Raw genomic sequence first — 18,243 nt, forward strand, 5'->3', positions numbered from 1 at the left:
AGCACCTTTATTATCTTCTGGTAAGTCATTCTTGTCCTGCTCAAGTTACCTCTGTTCTGAAAAAATATCGTCAAAATTCCATTCGATTTCGATTTCATCCTGACTATGAACACGGATCACCTTGATAATCTCACGCAGCTTCTCTGTATCGAACTTCTGAATTCCCAAGAAATCTTTTAGTTTTATTTTATCAGAAAGTTCATTTTGTTCAAGAAGCTTTTTACTATTCTCCGCATCTTCTATCTTTCGTTTTATTTCCTCCAGCTGTACACTTATCTTTCCTGCTCTCTGCTTATACGAATCACGATCTATACGACCATCTTTGTAATCATCATAGAGTTTCATCTTTTCCGAGGTCAACTGTCGGCTCTGTTTTTGCAATTCTGCGGTATTGATCTCTTTGTAGTCGCATTGCCTGTTGGAAGATACTTTCTTTTCTTTTTCCAACATTGACGCTGCATACTGATGAACAAGCCCAAGGATATTCTCCTCCAGCGGTTCCCGTCGGATCACCAGACTTCGACACACAGGATCTCCATTGGTTCGAGCATCTGAGCATTTTAGCAGATGCTCCGTTTCTTTTAGTAAAGAATGCCCACAGTTGGCACATATCAGTAATGCCGGCTGTTTTTTACGCCTTTCCAGAGTAAAATTGGTACGTGATTCCGCAACACTTCTCTTCTTTTTCGGATGCATTTCATTTGCTTTTTCAAACAATGCCCTGTCTATAATTGCCGTATGATGATTTTCCAGGCGAACCCATTCTGTTTCATCATTCAGAACTGCTTTATGACCGGTATGCATACTGCAACGTGTTTTTCCCCAGATTCTGGTTCCAATATAAATCTCATCCCGGACAATTGCCGCTACTGTCGTAGGACTCCAGTGTTTCTTTTTAATCGTGTCAAACCTCTGGAACTGCACCTGATCCCTTCTTGATAATTTCTGCTCATCACAAGTGGCAATCGCCTGTTTGTTCAATTCCCTTGTAATATCTGCAAAACTTGTTCCTTCCGCTGCCATCCGAAAAATCATTTTCACGACTTTTGCAGCCTCCGGATCAACTTCCAGTCTTCCGTCTTTTCCTTTTTTATAGCCATATCTGGCATTTACCGGAAGGCGTGTACCATTTCTCGTTCTTGTCTGCAATGCTGATGAAATTTTCTTGGACAAATCCAGGCTATACATATTGTATACCAGATTCTGCAATGCTACATTCATTCCACCAGTCATTCCGCTGCTTGCTGCACTGTCATAGCTGTCATTAATCGAAATAAATCGAATCTGTAGAAGTGGGAAAATATATTCAATATAAAATCCAACTTCCAGATAGTCTCTTCCAAATCTGGAAAAGTCTTTCACAACTACACAGCCGATTTCTCCGCTTTTCATGTCATCCTGCAGCTGTTGAAATCCCTGCCTTTTAAAATGAGTACCGCTGACACCGTCATCCACATATTCCAGAATATCCGACTCAGCTACACCCAGCTCATCAATTGCAAATGATTTTAACAGAATTCTCTGAGAAGTTACACTGTCGCTCTCTTTTTTGGCTCTGCCATCTACATTGTCATCTTCTGCAGACAAACGGATGTAAACAGCTGTTTTTCTAAGATCTGTCATCTTGACTGCGCCTCCTTCTCTTTCTTTAGTTTCTGTAAATCTGCAAACTGATCGTCATATACCAGCTTGATCTCATAATCATACTTACCATGGATAATAATTGAATCCACAAAGGCATCTGCCATTTCTTTTGTCAGCTTACGCTTTGACATATAAGTATGTATCACATTTCCCCAGCCTTCTTCAATGTGGTAATTCTGGGAATACCGAACCTGTGCCGCCAATACAGTGTCCAGACGGCTCTTGATATTCTCAATTTCATTGGAATAGATCCGAGAAAACTGTATGTACTCTTCTTCTGTAATCAAACGTTCTGAGTAATCTTCATATAAATCCGATTTACGCTTACTGATACGGCTCAGTTCCCGTCGAAGTTTCCCCACCTCTTTATCCAAAAGCAGGTACTGTGTCTGATTTTTGGAAGCTGTATTCATTTCCTGAATCATTTTTTCTGTATCCAATACGGTTTTCATATGCGTTTGAATCAGGCGAAGAACATCGTCATCCACATATTCTTTTCTGACTCTGTGCCCTTTGCATTGCTTTCCTCCGGATTTATGGTTAGTATTGGCTCCGCAGATATAAAAGAATGTGCCATTTCTTTCTCTGGACAACGTCATGCGGTTGCCACAGCCTCCGCACCATATCTTTCCTGTATAGAAATTATGGTTTCTAATAGCTCCATTGTTCTGCTGATGTTTCTTCTTATAAGCTTCCGTATATTCCTGGATTTTAGATTGTACCTGTTGAAACAACTCTCTATCTATAATCCCTTCATGCGTGTTCTCCACATGCACCCATTCACTCTCTGGTCGATTTCTCTGTTTATTTCCCTGGAAAACACTTTGCTGATATTTTCCAAATACAGAATCACCTGTGCAATGAACATCCTGAAGAACTCGTTTCACTTCATAATTGTTCCAGGGTTTTGACTCCGGAAGCGGCTTTTCACCGGTTTTATAGAATTTTCTCTGTAAAGTCGGCGATAAAACTCCATCTTTATTGAGCTGTCTTGCAATATCACTATAGTTCCTGCCATCCATATACATAGAAAATATACTTTTCAAATGTTCTGCAGCTTCTTCATCAACGATCAGCTGATGATGGTCTTCTTCTGACTTTCTGTAACCATACGGTTCCCAGGCACTTGTAAATTTTCCTTTTTTCCAAAGAGCTTTTTTTGCGCTGCTGCTCTTTTTGGCAAGGTCTTTCGAATAGAACTCATTGATAATATTCTTCAGTGGAACTGTAAGATCCACACCCTCTCTGAAGGAATCGAAATCATCTGTCACAGCCAGGAATCTTACATGAAAAAACGGAAATACTCGTTCAATATAGTTGCTGGTTTCGACATAATTTCTTCCAAGTCTGGACAAATCTTTTACAATAACACAATTGATTTTTCCATGCTTGATATCTTCCATCATCTGTACGAATCCAGGACGGTCAAAATTTGTACCTGAATAGTCTGAGTCCTTATAAACTTCCGCAACCGAAATATCTTCCGTATCTGCTACAAAGTTTTTCATCAATTCCACCTGGGTTTCTATCGTCCCTCTTTCTAATGTTTCTTCTGTTTCCATTGAAATTCTGGCATACAATCCTGCCCGGAATGGTCTTCTCACCTCTGTCTGGACGGTTGCACTGCCGACTACTTCCGGAATGTTTTTCCTACTCTTTCGTGCCATTTTATACAACCTCCTTTACCTTGACCTGCAGATTATTATCATCATCTATTACCGTATCAACTCCCATAGCCGGTAATTGATTCAGCAATGTCTGATAACAATCATCAAAATCAAAAGTGATCTCTATATTCTTTTTATCATATACTCTGATTTTCCTGATCAGTTCTACCACCACTGTGCGGGACAGTTCTTCAATATCCTGATATTTCACAAAATAATCCAGCCAGGTATTGGCATTGTCTGCTTTTTCCAGCTCACTATCCATTTCTTTCTGGATTGCACGGATACTCTCTTCCGCATTTCTAAGCCTCTTTCCATAGGCTGCATGAAGCTCTACATAGTCTTCTTTTGATACAATGCCCTCTTTCATATCCGAATAGAGCATCATCCGTAACTCCTTACAACGTTCTGTCTCCTGTTTTTTCTTCTCCAGCCTGTCCTGCAGCTTCTTCATATTGATCTCCTGAAATGGCACAGTACCAACAAATTCCAGGACTCTTTTCAGGTGCAGGATATTCTGGATATGCTGTTTCAGCATCACCAGTACGGCATCTTCCAGATCCTTTTCCGGTATTCTATGACTAGAACAGCGTTTTGTTTCTTTATTTGCGGAACATAGATAATAAGCATATTTTTTCCCTGCCACAGTAGAAACCTTTCTTGTCATAGGTGCACCACAATCCGCACATACAGCAATTCCGGACAACAGATATACTTGCTTTTGGTCAGGCGAAGTACGTGTATCCATGCCCAGAAGTCTCTGAACAATTTCAAAATCACGGTCACTCACCAATGGCTCATGATTTTTCTCAATCCGGATCCAGTCATCTTCCGGTTTCACATAAGTCTGCTTCACTTTATGGTTCGGTGTCGTCCTTTTTCCCTGCACAAGGTTTCCGATATAAACCTCGTTTTCCAGTATCCTGCGGACGGTAACGGAACTCCAAAGTGCCTGTTCTTTCTGCCGGAAGCCTGTTTCATAATGACTGCCACTGCTGATTTTATACTCAAATGGGGAAAGAATACCCAGTTCATTTAAACGATTAGCAATCGCATCCTGACTCATTCCCTGCAGCTTCATCTTAAAAATATCCTGTACTACACTGCCTGCAGATGGATCAATCTCTAATTTATGCTTATCTGTCTTTGCCTTCCTGTATCCAAAAGCTACAAACGGAGTCACGCATTCGCCTTTTTTCCTCTTAATCTCAAGATTACTCCTGATCTTAATAGAAATGTCACGGCAATAAGCATCATTGATTAAATTCTTAAATGGGATAATAATTTCGTCTGCCTGATTCTTTCCCTTGAGACTGTCATAATTGTCATTGATGGCAATAAAACGCACACCAAGAGCCGGGAATAATCTCTCGATATACTTCCCAGAATCAATATATTCCCTTCCAAATCGTGATAAATCTTTTACCACTACGCAGTCTACAATCCCACGCCGGATATCTTCCAGCATTGCCTGGAATGCTGGGCGCTCAAAATTAGAGCCTGAGTAGCCATCATCAACTCGGACTGAAACAACTTCTATATCTTTTTTGTCTTTCAGGAAATCCAGAATCAAAGCTTTCTGGTTAGAAATGCTGTTACTTTCCAGTTTTGCTGAACTGGAAATATCGCCATCTTCTTTAGATAATCTGACATAGATGGCGGCATGATAGATTTTATTGATATTCTGATACATATCTTACCTCCTTTTATTACGTCAGAAAATCCATGTAATAAAAGGGGGCTGCATAATCTGTCCTTACCGACATTCTAACACAGTCCCCTCAATCTTGCCAGTACTTTTTCAGACACTCAGAAGCATATTCTCAAATGCCTGCTCCATAGATATACCGTTATTGGCAAATCTGACTTTTACTTTCATATTGCCGATCCGGACCAAATATGGATTTCCTACTTTATTCAGAAAAATATCTCTCCGTTCCTGAAGCGATTTATTTCTGTCTGCTTTTATCATCCGTAGATCAGTCATTTCATTGATATCTACATCACTGAAATCCTGCTCCAGATAGTTTCTGTATTCCTCTGCCGTCATGCCCTTCTCCTTCCATTCCCATCTGAATCTGTACTGCTTTCAGTACCCGATCCAGGCTCCACTTGTTCACTCTTCCGCATTTCTCAATAATACATTTCGTAGAAATGCTCATAACCTGTTCAGCCAGTGCCAGGCTTCCTTTTCGGATTCCCGTCATATCATATTTGCTGATAAATACATGTGTTGGCAAATACCGCTTCTTATATATTCTTGACGTCAGCGGAACTACTGTAATGACTGAACTGTATGTATTAGCTTTGTTGTTACTTACTACGATCACCGGTCTTACTCCACCCTGAACCGAAGTTGTCGGGAACATACCGAGATCCGCCCATAAGATATCTCCTCTTCGAATCGTCACTTGTCATCTCTCCAATCCTTTTTTATTTGTAAAGCATTCATAGCGCTATATTAGCTCCACAGGAATACGGCAGAGTTCCTTTCCAAGACGGAAAGCTCTGCCGCATAACCTCTATAGCCAATTTGATTATTAAACAGTGCTCGCTCGATTCTATTTATCCTCGATACCCCGAATCGTTACTCCCGCATATGCAGGAAGGGAATAATAACCTGCCCGGATGCATACTCCGGACCACAACCCGGAAACTCTCGTTTCCAGGCTCCAGCAGTTCATAGGTTTACCAGTTACAGACTTCTCAGGATCTGCAAGTGTATCGCATCTCATACATATCATCGCATCACCAGCCTGCCAGCTGGCTTCGGTCAGTGCTTTTTCGCAGCATTACGGACTGAACTAAAAATCTTTGTTTTGTCTTATAATCCTATAGCGGCATCTTCCTCGTGCTCTTTGCATGAAATGTCACGTCAGTTATTATTGGATATTCAGTTATCATGGTTCATTTTAGGAAGTCCTTTAACTTCCTCTAATTACTAAAGTCAAATGACTTTGGCAGATGCAAAAGATTTTGAAAAATTTTTTAAAAAAATTTATTCATATACATTTCACGCATCTTATTAAGAGTGGATTTCAACTTGTATGACAGCATCTGTCTGGAAATCCCCATAATCTCCGCCATCTGTGTCTGTGTCTTGTTTTCAAAGAAAATACCATAAATAATCATGCGTTCCTCTGAGTTCAGTTGATTGATCACTGTGTGAATATCCTGCTGTTCCATTTTTGTCAGTACACAGTGCTCCACATCACAGTTCAGATCTGGAAAATCCTCAATCATGAAGCCTTCTCCATCAATGGACTGACCGCTGTAAGGTACTTCTCTCAGCATCTTATCCACAACCTCACCCAGTTCATTCTTAATCTCAACTTTTTTTGCCTTGCTGCTTCTGTAAAAATTATTCATCGCATACGCAACTTCTTTTGTAATCTCGATCATTTCTCCATCAATATTTGCGTAATACTTTCCTTCGTAAAAATATGGGTGTTCAATATACATATCCGTTCCTCCTGAATTTGAAATCTTGTTGCTCGTTTCAAATTCGGAAGGAGGACCTTTGTTTAGGATCATGCCTGCTCCGCCTTCATCCTGCCGGGACACATCCGCAGTTATTGGCTGATAAATTCAGGCACGAAAAAAAGCCCCAGTAGTTTTTCTTAACTACTGAGGCTTCTGTCTCTTTCTTGTATTCAGTTATCTATGCCCTCTTTCATCAGCATAATCATTGTATCAGGATAAAGTTCACAAAGTATCCGCAATACGTTCCCATAAGTTCATGTCATAACAGAAATCGTACATATTTCGGTGTTAAAAGTTCACCCTGCTATTCTTTTACTTCTTTTCCATCTATATAGAGTTCAAATATATCAGGATTATTGACAACATCATAATCCTTTCCATATTCTACAGGTCTGTATTCGACTGTCATCACCGACGCTCCGTCTTCAATATCCTCTTTCCATAGATATATATTCATACCAAGGCTCGTCGCATATCCTCTGTCCGTAGAAAACTTTATCGAATAAAAGAACTTTTCTTTAATACTAATCCTATCCGATACCAGTCTTTTCCCTTTCTTGCAAGCAGTAATCCCAGCCCAAACTTCTGGTACATAATCTGCACAATCAGAGATACTTCATAAATTCGTTACTATTTTTCAATTATAATACTCTGATAAAAATATCGAGGACCTCATTTTCAGAGGCCCTCTTAATACAAACTTTCCATGAACATCTCGAGCTTAAATCCAGAAGCAGTTATCCTGATATGTACATTAACAGATCCTGTGTATAATATTGTTAACTTCCTGATGAATTAACTCTCGACTGTACGAGAACCTTATAATAATGGATTTGTGACTGTTTTATAAGTTAACTCTCGAGAGTTAATTAATTCTCGTGTCGTTAACGATATAACACGCACAAACCGCATAAATAAGCCATTTATTTGGAACGAGAGTTAATTTTACAGGAAGTTAAGAAATATACTATAAATGAGCAAATTTGAAAAATTGCACAAAATTATCCTGCTAACTTCATAAATGCCTTAAAATCATTACTTCCTTTTGCAAGTTGGAAGAGATACTGATACTTTTCTGTCTGAATAATGCTTCCAATCCGGTGGTAGCCTTTTTCAAAAGAACAGAATTCACCAGTCCCTGTCACACACATAAAATGTGCCATTGACATAAGAAGCCAGTATCTTCGGACTCCCTGTGCAGAACGTATCTGATAGCTGTCCAGTGCCAGTTTATTCTTACACTGGCGAAAAAATACCTCTATCGGTCACCGGCAGACATAATAAGACAGTGTTTCGTCCAATGATAATGAAACGTCTGTACTGAGAAAAGCACGCAGTGCTTTTGGATTTCCAAATGCTTTTTCCGGATAACTTAAAAGAACTACGGCATTTTCAATACCGTTGAGTTTTCCCTCATAACGATACACGTAATATTTTTGTTTTTTCACTGTCACAAGGCGAAAATTGGAACGTGTGGACGTTAAAAAAGCAGCAAACTCATTAAGTTTCTTTTTGAATCCAAATGGATAAAGCATCCGGTTTGTTTTCAGTGCACCTATGGTATGAAATCCTCCGGCTGCGAAAGTGTTGATTATTTTTTCAGAAGTATACCAGCAGGAAAGCATAACAGCAACTGCCTGGTGTCCGTAATCCTGTTTCCCCTTTAAATGGGATTGGTGAAAGTACGCGTCTTCAATTGGATGCAGAGCCTGTGACGAAGGCTTTGTTTTTGAAGCTGTCGTATCATCTACAATACAGAAAAAAGGCTTTCCGGTGCGAGCTGCTTCTGAATAAATAATCTCTATAACAGAACGTTTTAACGTATCTGAAAGTGAGGAATCATCCCATTTTCCTGAATTAAGGAAATGTGCGATCGTAGTCCTGTGACAGGAACTGTTTTTAGCAAAGTCCGTGGTTTTCCCATGGTATCCTAAAAGAAATATGCTGATCAGAATGCTCATAAGATGATTTATCACTCGATTGGAATAAAATTTGTATAAGTTTAATTTCTTAAGCTGGTTGTATATGAATGTAGAATGATGTATAGTATTTGCGAGAGACACCTTCTTTCGTAAATGTTGCAAATGTTTGTTTAGGTACTTTCATTATACAACACACGGAATCAAGGTGTCTCTCTTTTATGCAAAATCACGAACTTGCTCATTTATAGTTAATTATCTGCCTACAATTCTATCAAAAAAAGTAAAAAATACTTAAATTCGGAACAGATTACATTAATGGCTCAATATATCCTAGCTTTATTGCTTTGTTATAAGCTTCAACTGTATTAGATACTTCAAGTTTATCATAAATATTTTGAATATGGTTATATAATGTACGTTCACTTATAAAAAGATTCTTTGCTATTTTCTTCTTTATATCCCCCTTACAAATTGCTCGTAATATTTCAATTTCCCTCTCTGTTAATACCTCAATATCTGGAATTTTATTATAATATGTTTTATTACAAAGAACTCTCTTTAATCTTTCTACTAATTCCTCCATAGAAACAGACTTATTTATAAAATCCGCAGCTCCTTTGTCAAATGCCATCTTTTTGTATATAGGCATATCATACGAAGAAAGTATAACTACTTTTGAATCTGGATTAATTGATAATATATCTGCCAATATTTCAAATCCATTCTTTTCAGAACTATTCTTTAAATTTATGTCCAATAGAATAATATCAAATTCTTTTTCTCGAAACGTACGGAAAAAATCATTCTCCCTTTCAACATAGTAGCAAAGTGATACAAATTGACTCTCTATCAGTAATTTCTTTAAACTCTCTCCAAATAATCTATGATCATCAAATAGTAAAATTTTCACTAATCTACCTCCAGCTCGACACTAGACCATAAAATGCCATTTGAATAATTATATGTCAATTTCCCATTGTTTGCCTCTACAAGCACCCTCAAAAGTAGCACACCACCTTTAGACTTGAAAATATTTTCATAATCTATTGCACTCGCCCCATCACTCTTGCAGTTAATTATTAACACCATATTTTCGTCCAATTTTATTTCGTATTTGATATAAGTCGCATTGGAATGCTTAAAAATATTGTTAATCAATTCCTTACTAATCTGTAACAGCATTTCTAAATGCACTTTATTTTTTAGATATTTTTCTGCTTTTTCATTTATATCAATTTTTAATTGAACTTTCTTATTTGGATATATGGCTTGTATAGAATTTAACATATTTTCTAAATTAATATAGGCACCATATTCCAGAAAAATATTTGCCGAATAAAAATTCATCATTTTCCTTGCACGATCTTCCAGATTTAATAAAACCTTTTTCGATAGCACAATATCCGGTTGTTCTAATGCTAATAAATTGTAAGATGCTCTGATATCCTGGACAATATCATCGTGAAGTATTCTTGAAAAATTCTCTCTTTCAGTATTTATATACTTTGTTAAGAAAAAAAAGGAACTTATTTCTCTATAAAATTCTTGCCTATCCTCTATATGTATCATAGTTAATATTTCAAACAATAGCATAAAAACCTGGAAAATCATATTAAGGCAAAATGAATCCCAATCAAAAATATAAGATATATATACTACTAGTGGTATCCATAAGGTTAAAATATATTTTGACTTCTTTGCAGAAGTCGGAAGTATATGTACATATTTGAAATTTATCCATTTATACTTAACAAAAATATCTACCGCCATGCCCAATACTATCATAAACGAAGAAAAAAGGACAAACCGATTAATGTAAAAAAGCAATCCCAAAAAATAAGAAATAAGAACAGTTATTTCTTCCTTATATCTTTTCCTGGCTAATAAATTCCTTGCCTTATACAATAAAAATAATACAAATGCGATTTCAAAAATTATAATACCTGTTCTATGTATCATGGAACTACAGAATAATATAGGAACTGTATAATCAATACTATCCACTATATCTGTTTTTTTTTGTGATGTCATAATATATACATATAATGCACTAATAAAACAAACTAACAATATCATAGATAATGCATTTATCTCTACAGCATCATTTGTAATCAAATTAAATTTATAAAAAAAACTCCACATAACAATTATAGCTATATGGAGCAGAATATATATGCTGTACTTACTCTTCATACTCTTTTTCACCCACATCACTGAAACATCATTTACCGTATCTAGTAGTATGCCATTACAATTCTCTCTTTAGTGGCCATTCGCAGAACAAATACACTAACACACAAACTTATTACATACTTTATTATAACAGTTAAAATAAAATTATTGCTCCAGGAATAAAACATACTCTCAATAATTAAAATAAAAAAATAAAATACTGATATACGCAAAGAAATTCCCTTATATTTATTCATATCTCTTATAACCAAAATAACTGCATTAATAATTATACTGCTTAATAAGGTAAATGTAAAGAAATCAAGTATTTGGGCAACATCAGGTGATCCTATTTTGTATATAGTAATACCTAACAGTGGCATAAGAAGTAAGAGAGTTGATATCCACAAAGAAACTGTATGATTAATAAGGATAGATTGAAGCCTAGTCCCATTTGCAATCAACCACTCTATTCTTCTTGTGATTTTTTCCATTTGTAGTAAATCTTTACTTAATTCACAGGCAAATATAATATATAAAAAAATATACCCCTTCCAAAGCATATCAATATAAGTATATGAGCCAATTATTTTTTCCTGCCCTTTACTAAATAAGGTTAATATACCAAAAATAATTGCTACTAGACTCATAAAAACAAAATTACCTGTTAAAATTTTTTTCACATGAATCCTAATAATAGTCAAATCCATTGTCCAACACTCCTTACAACACTTTCATTGTCTAATTTAGAAATCTTTCTGAAAGAAATAACAGCTAAAATTGTCGCACCAATTATATTCAGAATAATAATAAAAATATACATACTAATATTTAAACCTGATACAAATTCAACAATTTCATTCGCACACATAGCACTAATATAAATCAGAAAAAAATTTCCAAAAAAGACCATATTTTTAAATAACTTATATTTTTCTACAGAAAATGTAATTGTATTGAAAAATAGAACTTCAGTGTAACTCATTATTACTGTCGATATAAAAAAGGCTATAATACCAAAAAATGAAATTTTAAAATCTATGAGATAATAACCTAATACAAATATAATAAAAGGAATTATAATTGATGCTTTTAAAATTTGTATTGTGTAGGCCTTAATAATAAACTTTAAATCAATCCCTGATGCTAAAAAAAACTCCATCCGTTTACTCATTTTATCTTTCACTGTCAAATCTATTATTATAGAATTTGCCTGAAGAAGAGTACATCCTAAAAGAACTACAAAAAAAACTAAAATAAGATAATCTGTTCCTTTTGAATAAAATTGATCCTGTTGAAATACAACCAACATCAGTGTCCCAAGCACTCCTACTCCTAACATATTAAAAATTGTAGATTTACTCTTAAATATAATATAAAAAACAGCTTTTTTAATATTATTCATAATCTCCACCTTCTTTTATAAATAACTCTTCCAGTGTTGTCCCTTTTATGTTATCTATATCCTCATTGAAAACAACCTTACCATTTTCAATCATAGTGACATAATCTGCACTTTTCTCAATTTCACTTAAATCATGAGATGTAATCAATATTGTTTTTCCTTCTTCCTTTAGTTTCTGGATAATCTTTCTTATTTCAACACGAGACAACGGATCTACCCCTGATGTTGGCTCATCAAGGTAAATAATCTCACTGTTGATTAGTATAACGATTAGAATTGACAATTTTCTTTTCATTCCTTTTGAATACGTACTAACACGTTTCAATAAATGTTCTGTAATATTTAATGAATCACTATATTTCTTATAGTCCTTTACGTAGTATCCAAAATACAACCCAAAGATTTTCAAGTTCTCCAAACCTGTTTTATCCTCATATAAATAATCATTCTCAAGCAACATTGCATGTTTACCCGATACAGATATTTTTCCTTCATCTGGTTCGTATAATCCGGTGAGTAAACGCAATAGTGTAGTTTTTCCTGCTCCATTTGCTCCTATCAAGGCATGGACAGAATTTTTCTTGACAGTAAAATTAAAATTTTGAAATAATTTCTTACCATCAAACGCTTTTGAAAGATTGTAAATAGAAATAATATTTGTCATTATATTAACAGCCTCCTAAACTCATTTGGTATATATTGGGAATACCATGCACAATTTTCAAAGCCTTTTTCTTTAGCAGCTACTAACCCACGTATTATGCAATAACTACAAAAGTACTTTTTTTCACACCCTGAGCATTCTTTACTTGTATAATCTGGAGCTTGTATACCACGAATCATATTCATTAATTGATAATTATTTGAAAACAACTGTCCGATATCCTCTTTAAATACATTTCCCAAAGATTTAATCACTGTCTGGTTATCCATTGCACAAAATTTGATTTCTCCCTCTGGCGTTATTGAAGGATTCGATGTAAATGCTCCACAATTCTTTGCGTTGCTATTTCCGTCTTTAATTTTATATAAAAACCCTTTTCCATATCGGGTATTAATGTTTTCTATTACTTTACCAACCCTTTCATGTTGTTCTAATGTCTTTAAAAGCAAATTATTTTTATCCTCTAAATCAGCTCTTCCCATAGGAGTAATTGCTGATATACCATAAGTTTCGATACCTGCTTCTTTTACCCATCCTGCAATATTTTCAATTTGGTCAATGTTTTGCGGTGTTACCATTGTAACAACTCTCATCAGTATTCCTGAATTATTAATTCTCATAATTGTGTCTTTAACACGGTGAGTAATATTGGGTATTTGTGTTCCCATAAACCAATTTATATAATCATCATTATCTCCGTGTAAATCGATTTGTACAACTGTCTGCTCCTTATGTTCTGCAATCAGTGCGAACAATTCTTTATTCCAAAATAAACCATTCGATAGTATACTTACTAATGAATAGTCAAGATTATACGCTTCATTCAGGATTTCTAAAAACCTCGGATGACACGTGACTTCTCCACCTGTAAATTCTACTACTCTTGTCCCTGCTTTACGTGCATCCTTAAGTAACTTCTTTATTTCCTCTGTATTATCTTTAAATGCATTCGTTGCACAATATTCTCCATAACAGTGCAAACACTTTGCATTACACCTATGTGTAATTTCTACAGAAATAGCTGATGGATACTGTGTTTTTCCATTTCCAAGTATTGGTATTTCTATTGGATTTGTTTTTTTTAAATACTCCACAGAAATTCCTGGATTTTTCTCCAATTCATTCAAAAAATTATTTAATTTATACTTAGCCTGTTCTTTCTTCTCTAAATGACAACTGATCATCATGTCAACTAGATCATCAAATGTTTTTGTCCCATTTAGGTTACGTATAATTTCTAAAGCATCTTTGTTAATGCGATACAATGATTCACCCATCTTTTCATAACGGTTATTTATTACAAGAATATAAGAATCTCTTTGTCTTTCTATTGCTTTTACGTTAATTAATCTCAGATACATACCTTCTCCTTATTGTTGTTTAACCTACAATATAATCAATCTTATTTCTATTATCATCTGTAATTATTTTATAGAAAGAACAGGAAGTGAGAATTATTACTATCTAGCGGTAAAATCTCACTTCCAGTCTTCTGCTTGTTATGATTTATTACTCAGAAAAATCCAACAAAGCCTGCTGCACCCGCTGCAGCAATTGCGGATGGTCCACAGAACATACACCCTGTACATCCTGCACATAATTTACATCCGTTTCCCATTGGTGAAATACTATAGCAAACCTCTTAAATAATGCAGTCCCTTTACAGCGGTGATAAAATATAGTGTAGGAGATGATAGTATGCTACACAATGAAGCTAGAAAACTGGTATTGGAGGCCTGGGATAAAACTCATAATGCCAGGGAAATTGCAAAATATTTTTCAGTAAATGAAAGCACCGTATACCGCCTTGTAGAAGAGCGTGCACGCACTGGCAGTTATGAGACCAGAACGCAGATGAGAGGCCGGAAAACAATTCTTACAGAAAAACAGCACCACGATATTCTGGGACTTGTACAAGAACAACCAGATATCACAATGAAGGAGATTGTCGAAACGCTTCATTTACCTGTAGGCGATGAAGCCGTCAGGCGTTTTCTGATAAAGCAAGGTTATACTTATAAGAAAAAGTCTTTGCACGCAAAAGAACAGGAGCGTCCCCGATGTGCAGAGAAAACGCAGTCAATGGATAGAAACTATATCTGGTGCAAATGCAGAACATCAAATATATCTCGATGAAAGCGGTATTAATACAAACCTCACAAGACACTATGCACATGCAGTACATGGGAAACGTGCCATGGATGCTACCCCGATCAACACGCCTGCCGGAACAACTGTTTTGTCATCCATACGGCTTAATGGCAGTCTGGTATATACTACGTACCAAGGTGGAACAACTGCACAGCGATTTCGTGAATATATGGGAAAACAATTGATACCGAGCCTTGAGAAAGACGATGTTGTAATCATGGATAACATGCGCTCTCATCATGCCAAAATAGTGACGGAACTTTTAGACAAGGCGGGGATCTCCTATCTATATTTGCCACCATACAGTCCAGATTTGAACCCTATTGAAAAAATGTGGTCAAAAATGAAATCCTTTCTCAGAAAGAGGAAAGTCCGTGTTGCTGCTGAACTACCTGAGGCTGTAAAAGCGGCCTTAGAAACAATAAGTACGAACGATTGCAAAGGGTGGTTCCACGCATCTGGAATTTGCGCTAATTAAGAGGATAGCTATAGGATTCATGGCATTTCCTCCTTATGTATATTCTCGACTTTGTTATCGAGTGACTAAATTATATATTAGCTTTACGACATTTACATGAGTAATTACTGCAATGTTCTTAGATTATGTCGATTATGCCATTAAGCTTAATCATTAAAAGCTTTATTTACTACTATAAATATAATATTCCTATTTCCATTTATTCCCCTCTAAATTCAAGATCATATCTTTGGAATGCGATTTCGAAATCTTTACGTCTTCTTCTTGCAACATTTATTTCTTATCCATTTATATTTATTGTTCCTTTTTTATAAGAATCAACATTCATTAAATTTACAATGCCGCTTTTACTAATTCTTATAAATAAATTTCTATCCAACATGTCTTCCAGTTGCACGAGTGAACAATCTCTTCGCATTGTTTTGCTTCCTAATTTCTATTCACATCAATTCTGAGAAAGCACTTTTTCTTTGTGTTCCAATTTCTTAAAAAGAAGCTGCCAGAAAATCATATCTTCTGGCAGCTTCTTTGAAATTCAGTATTTGTTAATGTGCAACACTCATGCTCTCATCAATCCATTTCTGTACGACATCGACGCCAATCTTAACGGCTTTAGCAATCTTGTCAGCAGGTAAACCCATCTCTGCAAGGGCAATCGTTGTCTCTTTTGCTTTTTGCATTTCACCGCTTTCAATACCTTCACTGTAAATCTGTTCCATCTCACGGCACATGAATTCCACCCCTTTCTGTGTTTCCTTCAATTCGTATACTCTGTCAGCAAGTATCTTACTGTGCATATCTTCTGCATTCTTACAGTGAAGATCATGCATCAGTCTGCCTAATTCTGTATCCTCTTGTTTCTTAGAATTTACATAGATAATATGAGCTTCATCCTTAAAATTCTCACTGACTTCTTCGATTTTCCTGTCTATATGATAAATCGGAAGTCCGTATCCAAGTGCATCGTCTCTGGTGATAAAAATCACGTAGCTTTCCGGAAGGTCATCAAAATCCTGTCCTGGATTTAATGTGTTCATATCCATCAGACCACTATGATACCTTGCTCTTTTGGGAGATGCCCCTTCGTTGTCCTGTTGGATTTCTACATCCATCTGCTTGCCTTCAGAATCTCTGGCAACACAGTCCAGAATAGCTGAACGCCCCTGCAAATTCTTATAGTCTTTCTGCAGAACTTGATCAATCACTTTCAGATCCTTTTTATTCATAATTACCTGCAGAACATATTCTGTACATTCCCGTTTCTTGAATACATTCCGCATAAACACATCGCTCATGATGGTAAGGTCTTTTAAGATACCCTTGTATCTTTCGTAACGTGTTTCCAATTCTTCTGTTTTCACGATTTCTTCTTTCGCCACGTCCATTCTCGCCTCCATTCTTTGCTATGTCAGGATAGGTTCCTAAATGTCTCCTATCCCAATTTCATCTTAACATCAAAATCAGCTTTTCACAAGCCACTATTTTATCCTACACCACTTGAAAACAATAATTTCCAATCAGTTTCATCCAACTATTATATTTATTCTTTTCACACACCTTTCGGCAAATTTCATTTTCCATCAATACACAGAACATCTTATCATAATCAAATGCCCAAACAGCACCATTCACATGGTTTTCCACTGCTTTCTGATCTATGCTTTTCAAGCGTGTGACCATTTTCTCAATTTCTCCATTTCCCAAGTTACCGATATTTTTGCAGATAAACCGAAAGAAATTCAACGTTGCATATTCGTCATGCCAATGGAACTCTTCTGGATTGTTTTTAATTTTACTGACTCGCTGCTGTTCTTTGATTATCTGAGCAGCTACACCTTTCATTGAATCTTCGTATCTCATATTATTCACCTACTCTTCCTCAACGCCCAGTGACGGTTTAAATCTTTTATCCTTTGCCTGCGGTACCACGATCTCATAAAAATAAAATCCTAAATACCCAAGTGCCTGCTTCTTCATTTTATAAAAAGAAGTCCTGCCTATTCCTAACTCCTGTTGTACTTCCACATCTGTCTTATTATAATGACTGCAAAAACAGGAATGAAGGATTTCACTGAGCATCACACCATTCGGTGCATAGAACTTCACCAAAGTCATTCCCCGATAGATCATGTCCGACAATCCATAAATAATCATCAGATTATTCATCTCCCGGTGCATCTTTGGCACATTCAGCTGGTTGTTATAAATGCTCAGATAACTCAATGCATATGCCATATCTTCATTGATTTTCTCCTGGCATTCCATATCCAGTTCTTCTAACACAATCTGATTTTCCAAAATCAATTTCTGATAGCTTGTCATCAATTCTTTAATATCAGTATAATGTCTTTCGATTGTAACTTCCAGATAATCCTGTGCATGACTTGCCATCTGGAAGGTAATTTCTTTCATTGATTTAATTGCATAATCTCTGTCTGTCATCAGTTTCAAAATCTCCTTATCATCATCACACTAACTGGCGGTCTTTCAGACCAGTTCGCTTTCCCCATGATTTTGATGGGAAGCAATTACTTACTACAACTTGCAGAAGCGGATATCCAAAAGGCATTGTGGGAGCTGCCTTTGCTGACCGGAATCCATCTTCTTATGTAAAACCTGCAGGAATATAAAGGGAAAGTGACTATCCCTGCCGGTTA

General features: G+C 36.1%; 22 protein-coding genes. 2 read left to right on the forward strand and 20 right to left on the reverse strand.

Features of this window, described 5'->3' with window-relative positions:
* Positions 1-45: 45 nt before the first annotated feature.
* The 16 genes from EHLA_RS07015 to EHLA_RS07080 form a co-directional block, all read right to left on the reverse strand.
* Positions 46-1,623, reverse strand: a complete 1,578-nt coding sequence (locus EHLA_RS07015) for a recombinase family protein (protein ID WP_055039874.1) — start codon at positions 1,621-1,623, stop codon at positions 46-48.
* On the reverse strand, positions 1,620-3,311 hold the full coding sequence (locus EHLA_RS07020) for a recombinase family protein (RefSeq protein WP_055039875.1): 1,692 nt from the start codon (positions 3,309-3,311) through the stop codon (positions 1,620-1,622). The genes EHLA_RS07015 and EHLA_RS07020 overlap by 4 nt, the downstream gene beginning before the upstream one ends.
* A gap of 1 nt (position 3,312) precedes the next feature.
* A complete protein-coding gene (locus EHLA_RS07025) occupies positions 3,313-5,004 on the reverse strand; it encodes a recombinase family protein (RefSeq protein ID WP_055039876.1) in 1,692 nt (563 codons plus the stop codon).
* A gap of 108 nt (positions 5,005-5,112) precedes the next feature.
* Positions 5,113-5,361, reverse strand: coding sequence for a DUF6870 family protein (locus tag EHLA_RS07030; RefSeq protein WP_015568866.1), 249 nt, complete (start codon positions 5,359-5,361; stop codon positions 5,113-5,115).
* Positions 5,315-5,722, reverse strand: coding sequence for a type II toxin-antitoxin system PemK/MazF family toxin (locus EHLA_RS07035; protein ID WP_055039877.1), 408 nt, complete (start codon positions 5,720-5,722; stop codon positions 5,315-5,317). Before EHLA_RS07035 ends, EHLA_RS07030 begins: the two co-directional genes overlap by 47 nt.
* A 150-nt stretch (positions 5,723-5,872) precedes the next feature.
* A complete protein-coding gene (locus EHLA_RS07040; protein ID WP_005344284.1) occupies positions 5,873-6,055 on the reverse strand; it encodes a hypothetical protein in 183 nt (60 codons plus the stop codon).
* A gap of 244 nt (positions 6,056-6,299) precedes the next feature.
* Complete coding sequence (locus EHLA_RS07045) at positions 6,300-6,773, reverse strand: sigma factor-like helix-turn-helix DNA-binding protein (protein ID WP_172677211.1); 474 nt, start codon at positions 6,771-6,773, stop codon at positions 6,300-6,302.
* 325 nt (positions 6,774-7,098) lie between these two features.
* Entirely contained in the window at positions 7,099-7,251 is a 153-nt protein-coding gene (locus tag EHLA_RS16410; RefSeq protein ID WP_015529888.1) for a hypothetical protein, read from the reverse strand.
* Between the two features lie 544 nt (positions 7,252-7,795).
* Entirely contained in the window at positions 7,796-7,963 is a 168-nt protein-coding gene (locus tag EHLA_RS16595; protein WP_015529887.1) for a hypothetical protein, read from the reverse strand.
* 96 nt (positions 7,964-8,059) lie between these two features.
* On the reverse strand, positions 8,060-8,755 hold the full coding sequence (locus EHLA_RS07050) for a transposase (RefSeq protein WP_015529886.1): 696 nt from the start codon (positions 8,753-8,755) through the stop codon (positions 8,060-8,062).
* 268 nt (positions 8,756-9,023) lie between these two features.
* Positions 9,024-9,626: a response regulator gene (locus EHLA_RS07055; RefSeq protein ID WP_055039879.1), complete on the reverse strand. Its 603-nt coding sequence runs from the start codon at positions 9,624-9,626 to the stop codon at positions 9,024-9,026.
* Entirely contained in the window at positions 9,626-10,909 is a 1,284-nt protein-coding gene (locus tag EHLA_RS07060) for a hypothetical protein (RefSeq protein WP_055039880.1), read from the reverse strand. The genes EHLA_RS07055 and EHLA_RS07060 overlap by 1 nt, the downstream gene beginning before the upstream one ends.
* Positions 10,910-10,950: 41 nt before the next feature.
* Entirely contained in the window at positions 10,951-11,598 is a 648-nt protein-coding gene (locus EHLA_RS07065) for a hypothetical protein (protein ID WP_015529882.1), read from the reverse strand.
* Positions 11,589-12,293 carry a hypothetical protein gene (locus EHLA_RS07070; RefSeq protein WP_015529881.1) on the reverse strand — a complete coding sequence of 235 codons (705 nt, stop codon included), beginning with the start codon at positions 12,291-12,293 and terminating at the stop codon, positions 11,589-11,591. The genes EHLA_RS07065 and EHLA_RS07070 overlap by 10 nt, the downstream gene beginning before the upstream one ends.
* Positions 12,286-12,957 carry an ABC transporter ATP-binding protein gene (locus EHLA_RS07075; protein WP_015529880.1) on the reverse strand — a complete coding sequence of 224 codons (672 nt, stop codon included), beginning with the start codon at positions 12,955-12,957 and terminating at the stop codon, positions 12,286-12,288. The genes EHLA_RS07070 and EHLA_RS07075 overlap by 8 nt, the downstream gene beginning before the upstream one ends.
* Entirely contained in the window at positions 12,957-14,318 is a 1,362-nt protein-coding gene (locus tag EHLA_RS07080; RefSeq protein WP_055039881.1) for a radical SAM protein, read from the reverse strand. The genes EHLA_RS07075 and EHLA_RS07080 overlap by 1 nt, the downstream gene beginning before the upstream one ends.
* Positions 14,319-14,655: 337 nt before the next feature.
* Between EHLA_RS07080 and EHLA_RS07085 the strand changes: the two genes are divergently transcribed.
* Positions 14,656-15,093 carry an IS630 transposase-related protein gene (locus tag EHLA_RS07085; RefSeq protein WP_173813745.1) on the forward strand — a complete coding sequence of 146 codons (438 nt, stop codon included), beginning with the start codon at positions 14,656-14,658 and terminating at the stop codon, positions 15,091-15,093.
* Complete coding sequence (locus EHLA_RS07090) at positions 15,020-15,586, forward strand: IS630 family transposase (RefSeq protein WP_157908562.1); 567 nt, start codon at positions 15,020-15,022, stop codon at positions 15,584-15,586. The genes EHLA_RS07085 and EHLA_RS07090 overlap by 74 nt, the downstream gene beginning before the upstream one ends.
* A gap of 280 nt (positions 15,587-15,866) precedes the next feature.
* Here EHLA_RS07090 and EHLA_RS17110 read toward each other — a convergent pair whose 3' ends face one another.
* From EHLA_RS17110 to EHLA_RS07110, 4 genes are all read right to left on the reverse strand, one after another.
* Positions 15,867-16,004 carry a LytTR family transcriptional regulator DNA-binding domain-containing protein gene (locus EHLA_RS17110; protein ID WP_015529878.1) on the reverse strand — a complete coding sequence of 46 codons (138 nt, stop codon included), beginning with the start codon at positions 16,002-16,004 and terminating at the stop codon, positions 15,867-15,869.
* A gap of 127 nt (positions 16,005-16,131) precedes the next feature.
* Positions 16,132-16,971 (reverse strand): PD-(D/E)XK nuclease family transposase, encoded by an 840-nt coding sequence (locus EHLA_RS07100; RefSeq protein ID WP_015529876.1) that lies wholly within the window; start codon positions 16,969-16,971, stop codon positions 16,132-16,134.
* A 103-nt stretch (positions 16,972-17,074) separates the two neighbouring features.
* Positions 17,075-17,446: a hypothetical protein gene (locus EHLA_RS07105; RefSeq protein ID WP_044921552.1), complete on the reverse strand. Its 372-nt coding sequence runs from the start codon at positions 17,444-17,446 to the stop codon at positions 17,075-17,077.
* 9 nt (positions 17,447-17,455) lie between these two features.
* Positions 17,456-18,028, reverse strand: a complete 573-nt coding sequence (locus EHLA_RS07110) for a hypothetical protein (protein WP_008688147.1) — start codon at positions 18,026-18,028, stop codon at positions 17,456-17,458.
* Positions 18,029-18,243 lie beyond the last annotated feature (215 nt).

Source organism: Anaerobutyricum hallii (genome assembly GCF_900209925.1).
GTDB classification, from domain to species: domain Bacteria; phylum Bacillota; class Clostridia; order Lachnospirales; family Lachnospiraceae; genus Anaerobutyricum; species Anaerobutyricum soehngenii.

Excerpts from the sequence above, each read along its gene's own strand:
- EHLA_RS07015 (WP_055039874.1), bottom strand. The coding sequence starts at position 1,623 with ATGACAGATCTTAGAAAAACAGCTGTTTACATCCGTTTGTCTGCAGAA.
- EHLA_RS07020 (WP_055039875.1), bottom strand. The coding sequence starts at position 3,311 with ATGGCACGAAAGAGTAGGAAAAACATTCCGGAAGTAGTCGGCAGTGCA.
- EHLA_RS07025 (WP_055039876.1), bottom strand. The coding sequence starts at position 5,004 with ATGTATCAGAATATCAATAAAATCTATCATGCCGCCATCTATGTCAGA.
- EHLA_RS07030 (WP_015568866.1), bottom strand. The coding sequence starts at position 5,361 with ATGACGGCAGAGGAATACAGAAACTATCTGGAGCAGGATTTCAGTGAT.
- EHLA_RS07040 (WP_005344284.1), bottom strand. The coding sequence starts at position 6,055 with ATGATATGTATGAGATGCGATACACTTGCAGATCCTGAGAAGTCTGTA.
- EHLA_RS07045 (WP_172677211.1), bottom strand. The coding sequence starts at position 6,773 with ATGTATATTGAACACCCATATTTTTACGAAGGAAAGTATTACGCAAAT.
- EHLA_RS16410 (WP_015529888.1), bottom strand. The coding sequence starts at position 7,251 with ATGAATATATATCTATGGAAAGAGGATATTGAAGACGGAGCGTCGGTG.
- EHLA_RS16595 (WP_015529887.1), bottom strand. The coding sequence starts at position 7,963 with ATGTCAATGGCACATTTTATGTGTGTGACAGGGACTGGTGAATTCTGT.
- EHLA_RS07050 (WP_015529886.1), bottom strand. The coding sequence starts at position 8,755 with ATGAGCATTCTGATCAGCATATTTCTTTTAGGATACCATGGGAAAACC.
- EHLA_RS07060 (WP_055039880.1), bottom strand. The coding sequence starts at position 10,909 with ATGAAGAGTAAGTACAGCATATATATTCTGCTCCATATAGCTATAATT.
- EHLA_RS07065 (WP_015529882.1), bottom strand. The coding sequence starts at position 11,598 with ATGGATTTGACTATTATTAGGATTCATGTGAAAAAAATTTTAACAGGT.
- EHLA_RS07070 (WP_015529881.1), bottom strand. The coding sequence starts at position 12,293 with ATGAATAATATTAAAAAAGCTGTTTTTTATATTATATTTAAGAGTAAA.
- EHLA_RS07075 (WP_015529880.1), bottom strand. The coding sequence starts at position 12,957 with ATGACAAATATTATTTCTATTTACAATCTTTCAAAAGCGTTTGATGGT.
- EHLA_RS07080 (WP_055039881.1), bottom strand. The coding sequence starts at position 14,318 with ATGTATCTGAGATTAATTAACGTAAAAGCAATAGAAAGACAAAGAGAT.
- EHLA_RS07085 (WP_173813745.1), top strand. The coding sequence starts at position 14,656 with ATGCTACACAATGAAGCTAGAAAACTGGTATTGGAGGCCTGGGATAAA.
- EHLA_RS17110 (WP_015529878.1), bottom strand. The coding sequence starts at position 16,004 with ATGCGAAGAGATTGTTCACTCGTGCAACTGGAAGACATGTTGGATAGA.
- EHLA_RS07100 (WP_015529876.1), bottom strand. The coding sequence starts at position 16,971 with ATGGACGTGGCGAAAGAAGAAATCGTGAAAACAGAAGAATTGGAAACA.
- EHLA_RS07105 (WP_044921552.1), bottom strand. The coding sequence starts at position 17,446 with ATGAGATACGAAGATTCAATGAAAGGTGTAGCTGCTCAGATAATCAAA.
- EHLA_RS07110 (WP_008688147.1), bottom strand. The coding sequence starts at position 18,028 with ATGACAGACAGAGATTATGCAATTAAATCAATGAAAGAAATTACCTTC.